Origin of the sequence: Micromonospora coerulea (assembly GCF_016598485.1) — a bacterium.
Lineage (GTDB): Bacteria > Actinomycetota > Actinomycetes > Mycobacteriales > Micromonosporaceae > Micromonospora > Micromonospora coerulea.
This window is the reverse complement of sequence record NZ_JAEMUW010000024.1, coordinates 18938-32653: the sequence shown is the minus strand read 5'-3', so window position 1 is coordinate 32653 and position 13716 is coordinate 18938. Positions and strand designations below refer to the sequence as shown.

The 13716-nt window shown below is 70.3% G+C and carries 7 protein-coding genes; all 7 read right to left on the bottom strand.

All coding sequences use genetic code 11. From position 1 onward, the window contains the following. Window positions 1-6: 6 nt before the first annotated feature. Window positions 7-3981, bottom strand: coding sequence for a glycoside hydrolase family 78 protein (locus tag I8N68_RS25805; RefSeq protein WP_200215087.1), 3975 nt, complete (start codon window positions 3979-3981; stop codon window positions 7-9). A 223-nt stretch (window positions 3982-4204) separates the two neighbouring features. After that, window positions 4205-4405: a LuxR C-terminal-related transcriptional regulator gene (locus tag I8N68_RS25800; RefSeq protein ID WP_200215086.1), complete on the bottom strand. Its 201-nt coding sequence runs from the start codon at window positions 4403-4405 to the stop codon at window positions 4205-4207. A gap of 33 nt (window positions 4406-4438) precedes the next feature. Continuing rightward, window positions 4439-5893 (bottom strand): L-fucose/L-arabinose isomerase family protein, encoded by a 1455-nt coding sequence (locus tag I8N68_RS25795; protein ID WP_200215085.1) that lies wholly within the window; start codon window positions 5891-5893, stop codon window positions 4439-4441. A 59-nt stretch (window positions 5894-5952) separates the two neighbouring features. Continuing rightward, window positions 5953-8004, bottom strand: a complete 2052-nt coding sequence (locus I8N68_RS25790) for a bifunctional aldolase/short-chain dehydrogenase (RefSeq protein ID WP_200215084.1) — start codon at window positions 8002-8004, stop codon at window positions 5953-5955. A 63-nt stretch (window positions 8005-8067) separates the two neighbouring features. Continuing rightward, window positions 8068-9234, bottom strand: a complete 1167-nt coding sequence (gene rhaI, locus I8N68_RS25785; protein ID WP_200215083.1) for an L-rhamnose isomerase — start codon at window positions 9232-9234, stop codon at window positions 8068-8070. A 93-nt stretch (window positions 9235-9327) separates the two neighbouring features. Beyond that, a complete protein-coding gene (locus I8N68_RS25780) occupies window positions 9328-11430 on the bottom strand; it encodes a family 43 glycosylhydrolase (RefSeq protein ID WP_200215082.1) in 2103 nt (700 codons plus the stop codon). 153 nt (window positions 11431-11583) lie between these two features. After that, complete coding sequence (locus tag I8N68_RS25775; protein ID WP_200215081.1) at window positions 11584-13713, bottom strand: family 43 glycosylhydrolase; 2130 nt, start codon at window positions 13711-13713, stop codon at window positions 11584-11586. Window positions 13714-13716 lie beyond the last annotated feature (3 nt).

The following is a 13716-nucleotide window of genomic DNA, read 5'->3' as shown; positions in this document are numbered from 1 at the left end:
CGGTGCTCAGGTGGTCGGCGGGGAGGTGCCTGGGGAGTACGCCTCGAGTTCGATCACCCGGCTGAACTGGCCGTCATTGCTGGCCAGCGCGGCCAGCCGCAGCGCGGTCGTGCTCGTGGCGGCGAACGTCGTGTCCACCCGGCCCGCGCTGTTGCCGCGCACGGACGCCACCGTTCGCCACTGGCCGTCGACGAACGCCTGGACGTCGAAGTCCCGCAGGGCGTAGCGGGCGTCGGGGTGGGTGTAGAGCCGGGCCTGGTCGAGGGTGACCGGACGGCTCCACGTCGCGGTCAGGGTGTCCGGGAAGGTCTGGAAGGTGCCGTCGTTCCAGCCGGCGCCGCCGTCCCAGCGCGCCGCGGAAGTGTCGCCGTCGTTCGCCTTGGCGGCCGAGAAGCCGGGCCAGGTGCTGGAGGCCGTCACTGTCGCGACGCGGGTGAGGTTGCCGGTCGCCACGAGGGGCACGCTCGCTGTGCTCGTGCCCACGGCGAGACTCACCGTGCCGCTCGTCGTGCCCTGGTCGGTCCGCTCGATCGCGACCGGAACCTCCATGCCCTGCCCCGCGGGCACGGTGACCGAGTCGGCGTCCATGGTCGCGGTGAAGCCGACGGACGCCGTGACCTGCGGCCGCGCCGTAACCTCGGTGTCGCCGAGGTTGACCAACCGGAAGGTCGCGTTCGAGTTCCAGCCCGGCACGACCGCGGCCTGGCCGGTGGACGCCTCGACGACCACCGGGCTCGTCTGCGGCGGCGTGTCCGGGGTGCGGGTGATGAACGACCATCGACCCGAGCCGACCCGGTAGACCGCGCGGTCACCCTCGATGCCGACGAACGTGGCGCCAGCGGTCGCCGAGGCACGCCAGCGACCGGAGCCCTCGCCGAACAGCGGCACCGAGACGGTCGCGCTGCTGTTGACGGGCACCTCGACGTCGAGGTGCAGGGTCTTCCCGTCGCGGCGCCACTCGCTGACGATCCGGCCGTACGGCGAGCGCTGCTCGGCTCGTACGTGGGACATGTCGCCGGTGACCTCCGGCTGCACGAGGAAGGTCTGGTAGCCGGGTGTCGTGGAGCGGATGCCGCCGAGGTACCGGTAGTACCAGCCGTCGATGGCGCCGAGCATGAAGTGGTTCTGCGAGGCGCCCGCCGTCGGTCCGTCCCACAGTTCGGTGAGCGTGGTCGCGCCGTGCAGCACCTGGTAGGCGTAGCTCGGGCTGCTCGGGTTGTTGGCCAGCGCTTCGACCAGGTCGGCGTGACCGCCGTCGGCGAGCACGTCCAGCAGGGCGGGCAGGCCGATCTCGCCCGTGGACAGGTGGTTGCCCCGCGCCTTGACGTCGTCGACGACGTGCTGGAGGACGGCCGCCCGGGCGTCGGCGGGAACCATGCCGGCCCACAGCGGCAGCGCGTTGCTGGCCTGGCTACCGGACGCGTAGCTGTTCGTAACGGCATGGAAGTACTTGGCGTTAAACGCGCTGCGGATCTGTTCGGCCCGCTCGGCGTACGCGGCCTTGCCCGCCGTGTCCCCGACCGCCTCGGCGATCTGTGTCATGGCGGTGGCGAACCGGTAGTACGCGGTCGTCGCGGTGACGGCCAGCGGCGTGCTCGTGTCGAAGGCCACCCAGTCGCCGAGCCCGTAGGAGAGGATGTGCCCGTTCGCTTTGCTGGCGAGGTAGTCCATGTAGCTTTTCATCGCTGGGTAGTGCTCGCGCAGCACCCGCGCGTCGCCGTACGAGCGGTACATCTGCCAGGGCACCAGGATGAGGGCGCCACCCCAGTTCGGGTCGTCCCGGAAACCGCCGGAGAAGACGGTGTATTCCGGCGCGATGTCCGGCACCATGCCGTTGCCGAGTTGAGCGTCCTCGACGTCCCGGACGATTTTGTTGTAGTAGGCGCCGAGGTCGAAGTTGGCGGTGAGGGCGTCGCCGACGAGGTGCGCCTCCTCCAGCCAGCCGAGCTTCTCCCGGTGCGGGCAGTCGGTGAGGACGGAGAACATGTTGCCGTCGATGGCCTTGTTCACGATGTCGTGGATCCGGTTGACCATCTGGTCGGAGGTTTCGAGGCTGCCGGTGCGCTCGTTGTCGGCCCGCAGCACGATTCCCTGGACGTCCGCGAGGGCCGGCGGGGTGTCGGTGCCGGAGATCTCGACGTAGCGGAAGCCGTAGTACATGAAGCGGGGGTGCCAGGTGACGGCGGCGTCCGTGGCGGGCGTGACGTCGAAATACACCGGGGAGCCGACCTGGCCCTGGTCGACCCGGCCGTTGGCCAGCGACTCCGCGGGACGCAGCCGCACCTTCGAGCCGGCGGCGCCGCGCACCGTGACCTGCGGCCAACCGGCGATGTTGCGGCCCAGGTCGTAGAGCCAGGTACCCCCGGCGACCTCGGTGCGGGAAACGGCGTTCAGGGTCGTCTGGGCACGGATCGGCGGTGCCGCGCGGGCGGTGAGACGGCTGCCTGCCGTGGGCGGGGTGGTCTCCTGCGCCGGCACCCAGCCGCTTCGGTCGCCGTCCGGACGATCCCAACCGGCGGCCTCCCGCCGGGCGTCGTAGTCCTCTCCGCCGTACCAGCTGGAGAAGGTGGTCGGGCCGTCAGCGGTCACCCACGAGTCGTCGGAGGCGACCACGGCGTTGGTGCCGTCCGCGTACGTGATCTCCAGTTGGGCGATGAGCTTCGGCGCGCCCATCGAGCCGGAGAACTTCTGGTACCGGCCCGGCGTCGATGGCACGTTGTAGATGCCGTTGCCCAGCTCGAAGCCGAGGGCATTCGCACCCTGGCGGAGTTGCCCGGTCACGTCGTGGGTCGCGTACTCGATGCGGGTGCGGTAGTCGGTGTTCGCCGGCTCCAGCACCGCATCGCCGACCTTGGCGCCGTTCAGGCGCGCCTCGTAGACCCCGAGGCCGGTGGCGTAGAGCCGGGCCTGTGCGATCGGCTTGTCCACGGTGAAGGTCTTCGTGAACAGCGGCATGGCGCCGGGTTTGGCCGGCGGCTTCGGTGCGGCCTGACCGGTCACGGTGGCCACGACCGTTGCCGCGGCCTCGTCCGCGGCCCGCACCTGCACCGTGTAGTTCTCGGGGAAGTTCGGCGTGGAGCCGTCCGCCGTGAGGGTGTCCGTGCGCGGGTACAGCACCAGCTTGTCGACGTCGGTGTCGCGGCCGAGGTCGAGTTCGAGCCAGATCGAGCCGTCCAGGTCCTGGTACTGCCGCTCGTAGCTGGTGTAGCCCATCGGCGGGCCGTCGGTGGTCAGCCGGCCGTCGTGGATCGCCTGCAGAGTCCAGTTGCCGGGGATCTCGAAGGACTCGGAGGCCTTCGCGACGGCGTCGCCGGAGAGCAGCTGACCGGCGCCGTACACCTGCATCTCGGCCAGTTGGAGCCGCGAGACGGGGTACGGCCAGCCTTCCTTGATCGGCTTACCGAGTCGGGTGACGTCCAGCCGCACGTAACGCCCGTGCCGGGCGGGGAACGTGACGGTGACGGGGTTGGTGTGTGCGAGCCAGGCGGGGTTGGCGATCCAGCGGGCCGACCAGTCGGTGGGCTTGAGCAGCCCGGTCTCCCAGGAGCCGGTGCCGCTCCAGGGCGACGGACGGTCGTCGGCGTCCCAGGCGCGCACGGCCCAGTAGACCCGCTGGCGGGAGTGCAGCGGTTTGCCCTCGTAGCGGACGCCCACGGATCGGTTCGAGGCGACCTTTCCGCTGTCCCACATGTCACCGTCCCCGGCGGCGAGCCGCTGCGGGCTGGACGCCACGAGCGTCTGGTAGGCGGTCTGGACGGCGTTGCGCCGCGTGGCGGACAGCTGCCAGGTCAGCGAGGGTGTCGGGTCCTCAATGCCGAGCGGGTCGGCGAGTGAGTCCGCGGTGAGGGCGCCGACCGAGAGAACCGACGCCGTGGCGGCGGGAGCCGCCGCGACGGGCGCTGCCCACGTCACCGCCGCGGCGACGACGCCTGCGGCGAAGATCGCCACGGGGATGCGGATCCGGCCCGATGCAAGTCTCATGCCCGCGGTCCTCTCGCTCGATCCTCGTATTAGAACGTTTCAAAGTGACAACGGTCACTTCTTAACCGACCGGAAACACGTAGCACAACCCCCTGTCCAGATCCGGCCACTGCAGGGCCGGTTACGGGGACGTCAGGACGCCAGCCTGAACTCGGCGACCGGATGGCAGCCGGACCGGCTCAGCTCCGCCCGGTGGCCACGGATCCGCCACCGGGCGGTCAGATCAGATCAGATGGCGGCGGGCGGCCCAGACCACCGCCTCGATCGGCGTGGTCACGCCTAGTCGGTCGCAGATCATCCGAGTACGCCGGCGCACCGTCCGCTCCGACATCTCGAGGCGCCGGGCGACGGCGTCCAGTGACAGTCCTCGCGCGAGCAGCGCGAGGAGTGCGACATCGTCCTCGGACAGATCAGAACGTGGCACGCCTGGGGCGTCCACGTGCCTGCCTCCCTCCGCTCATACCCGCAGCTCGCGGAACTCGACGTCGAGCAGCTCCGCGACCGCTCTCAACTCGGCCACCTGGTGCCCGGTCCCGAGCGCCCAGTGATGTCCCACCCCGCTCGCGCTCCACGCGTCGGTCCACTCGCCCGGGTCACAGCCGAAGTCCACGCGCGAGGTGGTGTTCCCGATCTGGAGCAGCGGCCCGGCGACAACTGTGCCCTCGGACGCCAGGAACGTGTACCGCCCGTCGCGGGTCTGCCCGACGCCGAAGGCCGTCACCGGGCCGTGCTTGACGTCGAACTCGACCGAGACGCCCCAGCCCCGCTTGCCGTGGTACACGCCGAGCCCGCGCAGCAGCGGCTTGCCCTCGCTGATCGCGAGATGCGCCGGGCCGTCGTGGCCCATCTCCACCACGTTGTCGAAGAAGTTCAGCGCCTGCAGCTCCGTGAACGACCCGCCGGCACCGAGCCGGTCCATGATGAGCATCGCCAGCGACGTGCGCAGCTCGTACTCGCCGGCCGCCGGGATGCCGCGCGCGGTGAGCAGGGAGGCCCCGAGGATCATGCCGGCGCCGAGCCGCTCGTGCTGCTCGCCTTCCAGGCCGCGGTGGTAGTAGGCCAGGCTGTCCAGCTCGAAGTCATCGACCAGCCGGTCGAGGCCGACCGACACACGCGCGGCCCACTGGAAGTCCTCGTCGACGACGGAGTCGGTGACCTCGAAGGTCTCCCGCGCCTGCTCCATCTTGGCGCGGACCTGCTCGTCGGTTGCGGCGTTGACGCGTACGCGCAGGTCGTCGAACTCTACGACCTCCATGTGCCCGCCGAAGTTGGCCGGCACCATGGTCAGATCGGTGGAGACGTCCAGCATGCCGGGGTAGAGGTGCCCCATCAGGCCGTGTCTGCCGCGCCGCAGAGCAGCCCGTACGCCGGCGGCCTTCACCCAGCGCGCGATCCGCGCCCAGGCTCGCTCGTCCTCCAGGTAACCCGAGACGGATCGGAACGGAATGCCGCAGCGGGTGAAGGTGTTGGCCATTTCCGGCAGTGGGCAGGCGCCGCAGTAGGCAAGCCACTGCCCGGTGTCGAAGCTCGCGTGGTTCATCGCCTCGGTCGGCTGCAGGTTGATGAGCAGCACCGGCGCGTCGCTGCGCTGGGCGATCGGCAGGAGCATCGTCGCGGTCATGTAGGTGGTGAGGAAGCCGACGATGATGTCGCAGTCGGCGACCCGCAGCTTCTCCGCCGCCGCCGCACCCTCCTGCGCATCGGAGATGAAGCCGACGTCGACGACGTCCGCACCGAGGTCTTGCATCTTCTCGCTCACCCGGGCGGCCGACCGCTGCAGTTGCGGCAGCAGGTCGGGAAACTGTGGCCAGTACGCCCCGAGCCCGCCCGCTACGAGTCCGACCTTGACGCGGCGGTGCGGGCTACGGGCCAGTGTGGGACTGGCGGCGACGGGCTCAGTAGTGGTGGTCATGTCCTGGTCCTTTCGGGATCGTGGGTGCTCCTACACGGCGGCTGGCGCCTTGGCAGCGGTCAGCGCAGGAACGCGGCCGCCACACCAGCGTCGACGGGGATGTGCAGGCCGGTGGTCAGGGACAGGTCGCCGCCGGTCAGGGCGAACACCGCCGCCGCAACATGCTCCGGCAGCACCTCCCGCTTGAGCAGCGTGCGTCCCGCGTAGTACTCGCCGAGCTTCTCCTCCGGCACCCCGTAGACCGCGGCGCGCTGGGCACCCCAGCCGCCGGCGAAGATTCCCGAACCGCGCACCACGCCGTCCGGGTTGACGCCGTTGACCCGGATGCGGTGTGCGCCCAGCTCGGCCGCGAGCAGCCGCACCTGGTGCGCCTGGTCGGCCTTCGCCGCGCCGTACGCGACGTTGTTGGGGCCGGCGAAGACCGCGTTCTTGCTGGCGATGTAGACGATGTCGCCGCCGATCCCCTGATCGACCATGACCTTCGCGGCGGCCTTGGCGACCAGGAACGAACCGCGGGCCATGACCCGGTGCTGCTGGTCCCAATCGGCCTCGTCGGTCTCCAACAGCGGTTTGGAGATCGACAGGCCGGCGTTGTTCACGACCAGGTCGACCCCGCCGAACGCCAGCGCGGCGGCCTCGAACGCTACGTCGATCTGGTCGGCGTCGGCGACGTCCATGCGCACCGACACGGCGACGTCCGCGCCCATGCCGTCCCGGATCTCGGCGACGACCGCCGACGCGGCATCCTCGTTCAGGTCGGCGACCACCACGCAGGCGCCCTCCGCGGCCAGTCGCGTCGCGATCGCCTTGCCGATGCCCGAGCCTGCCCCGGTGACCAGCGCGACGCGCGTCGCCAGTGGCTTCGGCGCAGGCAACCGGCGCAGCTTGGCCTCCTCCAACTCCCAGTACTCGATCCGGAACTTCTCCGACTCCGAAATGGGGGCGTACGTGGAGATCGCCTCGGCGCCGCGCATCACGTTGATTGCGTTGAGGTAGAACTCGCCGGCGACCCGCGCGGTCTGCTTGTCCTTGCCGAAGGAGAACATGCCGACGCCGGGCACCAGGACGATGGCCGGGTCGGCACCGCGCATCGGCGGGGAGTCCGCGGTCGCGTGCCGGGAGTAGTACGCCTGGTACTCCTCCCGGTAGCCGGTGTGCAGCTCACGAAGGCGCGCGATCACGTCCTCCAGCGGCGCGGTCGCCGGCAGGTCGACGACGAGCGGGCGCACCTTGGTCCGCAGGAAGTGATCCGGGCAGGAGGTGCCGAGCGCGACCAGCGCCGGATGCTTTTCCCGGGCCAGGAAATCGAGCACGGGCTCGGCGTCGGTGAAGTGCCCCACCTTGGCCGCGTCGGTCGAGGCGAGCCCCCGGATGACCGGGGCGAGCGCGGCCGCGCGGGCCCGCCGCTCCGCCTCGGGCAGCGGCCCGTACCCCTCCAGCAGCGCGCCGAACGGCTCGGCCGCTCCCCGGCCGTCGATGAACGCCTGCGCGCCTTGGATGATCTCCAGCGACCTGGCCTCGCACTCCGGCGAGGTGTCGCCCCACGCGGTGATGCCGTGCCCGCCCAGAATCACGCCGATCGCCTGCGGGTTCTCCGCCTTGATCTTCGCGATGTCGAGCCCGAGTTGGAACCCGGGGCGGCGCCACGGCGCCCAGACCACGCGGTCGCCGAAGCACTCCTTGGTGAGCGCCTCACCCTCGGCGGCGCTGGCGAACGCGATGCCCGCGTCGGGGTGCAGGTGGTCGACATGGGCGGCTTCGACCAGGCCGTGCATGGCGGTGTCGATCGACGGGGCCGCACCACCCTTTCCGTGCAGGCAGTAGTCGAAGGCAGACACCATCTCGTCCTCGCGGTCGACGCCGGGGTAGACGTCGACGAGCGCGCGCAGGCGATCCAGCCGCAGGACGGCCAGACCCGGCTCGGTGAGCGTGCCGAGGTCACCGCCGGACCCCTTCACCCACATCAGCTCGGCGTCCTCCCGGGTGACCGGGTCGGTCGCGGTCGCCTTGCAGGAGGCGTTGCCGCCGGCGTAGTTCGTGTTCCGCGGATCGGCGCCGAGACGGTGCGCGCGATCGAGCAAAGCGGCGACGGTCGGGTGGGTCGTACTCATTGTGGCCCTTCTCCGGTCTTCTCTTACGACGGCTGCTGGTGGTGGTAGACGTTGGAACGGCTGTCAGGCGCCCCAGCCGGCCTGTGCGCCGCCCTGCCGCTCAGCGACGAGCCGCTCGTGGTGGCCCGACCGTCGGTAGGCGGCGATCGGGTCGGGGTCGATGCCCATCTCCTCGCGCAGTTCCGCGAGGATCGGCCGGACGTCGGTGTTGAACGCGTCCATGAGCACGGCGTTGGCGCCGAGCACGTCCCCGCTGTCCTGGGCGGCCCGCAGCGCGTCGGAGTCAACCAGCAGCGCCTTGGCCGTGGCCTCCTGGACGTTGAGCACCGACCGGATCATCGCCGGGATCTTCGGCTCGATGTTGTGGCACTGGTCGAGCATGAACGCCACGTCCGCGGCGGGGTCCAGGGCGCCGCCCTGGACGATCTCGTGCATGATCCGGAACAGCTGGAACGGGTCGGCGGCGCCGACCATGAGGTCGTCGTCGGCGTAGAAGCGGCTGTTGAAGTGGAAACCGCCGAGCCGGCCGGCGCGCAGCATCAGCGCCACGATGAACTCGATGTTGGTGCCCGGTGCGTGGTGGCCGGTGTCGACGAGCACCTGGGCCCGGTCCCCGAGCTGCAGGCAGTGGGCGTACGACGTTCCCCAGTCGGGAACGTCCATCGTGTAGAACGACGGCTCGAAGAGCTTGTACTCCAGCAGCATTCGCATCGCGCCGGGCATCGCGGCGTAGGTCGCCTCGAGCGCCTCAGCCAGACGGTCCTGACGGGCCCGGATGCTGTCCTGCCCGGGGTAGTTGGTGCCGTCGGCGAACCACAGGCTGAGGATCGTCGAGCCGGTGGTAGCGCCGATCTCCACGCACTCCAGCAGATGGTCCAGCGCCTTGCGACGGACGATCGGGTCAGGGTTGCAGACGCTGCCGAGTCGGTAGTCGTCCTCCTGGAAGACGTTCGGGTTGATCGCGCCGATCCGGATCCCCGCATCGCCGGCGTGCTTGGTCAGCTCGGCGTAGTCGTCGACGCGGTCCCACGGGATGTGCAGGGCGATGCTGGGTGCCACCCCGGTGAAGCGGTGCACGGTCGCGGCGTCGTTGACCTTCTCGTACGCGTTGCGCGGCACCCCTTCCTGGGGGAAGACCTTGAAGCGGGTACCGGAGTTGCCGTACGCCCACGACGGTGTCTCGATCCGATGCGCCCTCAGGGCGGCCTTTACCGTTGCTGTGTCAGTCATCAGTCGTGCTCCTGATCCATCACTCTCGTCGTGGGCTCACTTGTCGCGATCGGTGTGTCAGTCAGTCATTGCCGTCTCCCGCCCATGGCCCGATCACGGGGCGGCCGTCACCGTCGTATCGACGCGCAGGTCGCGGCCGGTCTCCTCGCGCCAGGTGGTGCCACCGTCGTTGCTGTAGAGGCCCCCGCCGCCCGTCGGGTAGGGGTCGGCGTCGTTGTAGGCCATGCCGTAGCAACCGCGGCTGGCGGCCGAACGGACGACGAGCGCGAACCGGTCCCCCGCCGCCACGTCGACGCCGACCTCGACGGCGACCCTGGACGGCGACCAGCTCACCCCGGCGGCTGGCACCTCCCGCCGTGCGAGCGGCTCGCCCGGCCGTCCGTCCGTGCCGAGCCGGGAGACCTCGAGCACCAACGGCCCGTCGGGATGACCGGCCTGGAACGTCGTGTACGAGACGCGCTGAAGCCGTCCATCCCGTCCCGCCGTGAAGGTCTGCGCCCGCTGGATCCGCCCGGCCACGTCGCAGAACGCCCGGAAGCCGAGGTCACCGGTCGTCACGTCGGTGCCGGCGGGCAGCGCCGGGCCGGCGGTGTCGCGTAGCCCGGCGAGCGGCAGGTCATAGCTGCGCCCGCAGGTGATCGGTTCGATCGACCCGTCGGCCCGGAAGCGCAGCGGCTCCCAGTGGTGCCGGGCCAGGGCCTCGTTCGGCGCCCCGTTCGCCCACAGGTCACTCTGGTACAGGTACACGCTGCCCTGTCGGGCGGGCAGCGCGGCGACGTCGGCGGGCTGTCCACCGCACGAGTCGTTGCTGATCTTGATGCCGAGAGGTGGCACGGAGGGCCGGTCCCAGGCCGCGAGGTCGCCGGCGAAGTCGTCGGCGAGCAGTACTGTGCCGTCCGGCGCCGTGACCTTGACGTCGTCGAAGCGGGCGCTCTCGTGGTCCGAGCCCCCGCTCTCACGGAAGCCGACCCGTCCCGAGGGGTACGTGCCGTCGGTCGTTTCGTCGATCAGCACCCCGTCGACCCAGGTGCGGATCGTGTTGCCGGCCACCTGGGTGCGGACGGCGTACGATCGCCCGCCCTCGATCGCCATCGGCGTCTTGATCGTCACCGCGCTCGCGATGCCGCCGCCCCGCCAGACGATCTTGGTGAGGTTGCCACCCGTGGCTCCCGCGTGCGGGTAGTTGCCGAGCAGCCAGGAGTAGCCGTTGCCGGGATCGGACGCCCGGAAGACCCAGCCGGCCTGGGCGTACGAGTGGCCGCCCTGCGAGGCGGTCTGCAGCGGCGTTGTGGTGAACGACAGGTCATAGTCGGTCCATTGCGCACCCGCCCTGGACAGCCCGATGCCGCCGCCGTCGACCAGCAGGGCGCCGCCGGCGGCCTTCCAGCTGTCCTGAGCGGGCGCACCGCTCCACGGGCCGAGCGGCGTCGGCGCGGTGAAGTAGGACGTGCCGGTGGTGCAGTAGCCGCAGTTCGGGTCAGACAGGGTGAGGTAATAGCGCCCGTCGCGCTCGAACATCGACGGCGCCTCGACCCGGGTCAAACCCAACCGGGTGTATTCGCCCGTGCCCGTGCGGTAGGTCGCATCGAGCTTCTCGACCACGATGTCGCCGCCCCGGCGCCAGTCGGTGAAAACGAGGTAGGCGGTCCCGTCGCCGTCGACGAAGAGATCATGGTCCCCGTTGTTCAAGCCTGGCGGGATGCCGTCGGTCACGGCGAGGCGCGGGAACGGCTGCTCGACGAACGGGCCGGTCGGTAGATCACTGGTGAAGACGTGGTATCCCACGCCGATGTCGTATGAGTTGATCCAGAGGACGTACTTCCCGCTCGCCGCGTTGAAGGCGACGTGCGGGCGGTAGCAGCCGTAGGTGTTGCCGTTGCAGCGCTGTTGCCACTGCGTGGTCGAGGCGTCGAAGAGGAGGCCCTCGTCGCGCCAGTGCACCAGATCGGTGGAGCTGTAGGAGGCGAAGCCGCAGAACGGCGCCCCGGGTCGCTGCCACTCGTAGCCGCATCCGTAGCGCGTGCCGTAGAGGTAGTAGCGGTTGCCGAAGCGGCGGATCTCGCCGTCGTGCGCGTCGACCGCGTTCCCGTTCGGGGCGAATCGGATCGTCGAACCGGCCGCGTCGCCGTTCACCACGGTCGTCACCGGCTGCGGCGACTCGGCCGCGGCGGGTGGGGTGGCGACCACGATCGACATGGCGGCCGCCGCGCTCAGGAGAAGGAGGCGGTGCCGCTTCACGGTCGGCCCGCACAAACCACGCGAATGTCCTGGGTCATCCCACCGTTCCTTCCATCAGGTGGTTGCCTGCTCCGAGCGTTCGAGAGGCGCTGACGCGCCCGTACAGGGGGCTCATGCCGCGGCCGCCGGCACGCTGGCGGTGGCGGATCCAGGGCGCACCGAGGTCTCGAGCTTGAGATCCCGACCCTGCTCGACCCGCCACGACGTGCCGCCGTCGGTACTGACCAGCGCGGCTCCGCCGGCGTACGGGTCGTCGGGCGCGTAGGCCATGCCGTAGCAACCCTTCGTGAGCGTCGGGGCGCTGACGACCACGGCATACGACGTGCCGGCCGTCACCGCGATGTCGGGCGCGACGGCCACCTCCGTGGGAGCCCAGCTCAGGTCGCCGACCTGGCGGGTATCGGTCCAGAGCACGTCGCCGGGGGTGCCGTCCGGACGCAGCGTCGTGATCGCCACCGTCAGCGGGCCGTTCGGGTGGGTGTCCTGGAAGGAGGTGTAGGCGACGCGGCTGAGCACACCCGAGCGGCCGGCGATGAAGGTCTGCGCCCGCCGGAGCGCGCCCTTGGTGTCGCAGAAGGCGCGGAAGCCGGCTGAACCCGTGGTCTGGTCCAGGTCGGCCGGGACGCGGTCACTGCCCTGCTTGAGTCCCGCGAGCGTCAGGTCGTAGGTCGCGCCGCAGGTCAGGGGCTCGATCGAGCCGTCCGCCCGGAATCGCAGCGGCACCCAGTTGTGCGTGGCGAGCGCCTCGTTCTGATCACCGTTGTTCCAGCGGTCCGACTGGAAGAGGTACGTGCGACCGCCTGGCGCGGGAAGCACAGCGACATCGGCCGGCTGTCCACCGCAGGAGTCCTCGCTGATCGGGAAGCCACGCTTGCGCGGCTCCAACCCGATCCACTGCGCGGTGTCGCCGGAGAAACCCTCCTGGAATAGGAGGGTGCCGTCGGGAGCGGCAACGCTGACGTTGTCGAACAGGCCGCTCTCGCCGGTCGTCTCGCGCAGCCCGATCCGGCCCGTGGCGTAGGTGGAGTCGGTGGTCGTGTCCACGAGCACTCCGTTCACCCAGGTGCGGAAGGTCGAGCCGAGTACCTCGGTGCGGACCTGGTAGCGCTGGCCGCCGACGATCGAGAACGGCAGCTTGAGCACGGTGACCTTGGCCGGCTGTCCGTCGACGTAGACGACCTTGGTGAGATTGCCGCCGGTCGCTCCCGGGTGCGGGTAGTTGCCGATCAGCCAGGCATAGCCGTTGCGGGTGTCCTGGGCGCGGAAGAACCATCCGGCCTGGGCGTACGCTCCGCCGCCGCCGGTCTGCAGCGGAGTGACGGACAGATCGAGGGTGTAGTCCGTCCAGTCGAGGCCGGGCTTGCTGACCGCGCCGAGATTGGCCAACTTCAGTTGCCCGTCGATGATCGGCGCATCACCGCGCATCGCCCCGGTCCAGGGCCCGAGCGGCGAGGGAGCGGTGAGGTACGAGGCGCCGGTGCCGGAGCAGTACGCGCAGTTCGGATCGGAGAGCGTCACGTAGTAGGTCTCGCCCCGCCGGAACAGTGACGGCGCCTCGGTGTTGCGGACCTCGAGCCTGGTGTACGCGCCGGTCCCTGTCGTGTAGGTCTCGTCCAGCCGCTCGACGGCGATGTCGTAGCCGTTGCCGGTGAGCGTGTACGCCAGGTAGGCCGACCCGTCGTCGTCGACGAACAGGTCCATGTCGCCGCCGCCGTTGAGCGCCAGCTTCGGCAGGTCCGGCTGTTCCAGGAAGGGCCCTGTCGGAGAGTCGCTGGTCAGCACGTGGAAGTGCACCGGCACCTCATAGGTGTTGACCCACAGGACGTACTTTCGGCTGGCGGCGTTGTATGCGATGTGCGGGCGATAGCACGACAGCGTCGCGCTGTTGCACCGCGGCTGCCATGCGGCGGTGGTGGCGTCGAAAAGCGGGCCTTCGTCGGTCCAGCGGGCGAGGTCCGACGAGGAGTAGACCCGGTAGCCGCACCACGGCGTGGCGGGGCGCTCGAGCCGCACGTAGCCGCAGCCGTAGCTGGTGCCGTAAAGGTAGTACCGGTCCCCGAACCGCTGGATCTCCCCGTCGTGCGCGTCGATCGCGTTCCCGTCCACGTCGAAGCGGATCGTCCCGCCATGCGTGTCGCCGTTGACCACCGTCGTGCTCATCAAGGGAGCGGCACCCGTGCCGGGCGACGCGGCAGCCGGGATCGCGACCGCGGCCAGCGGCAGCCCGAGCGCGGCCGCCACGAC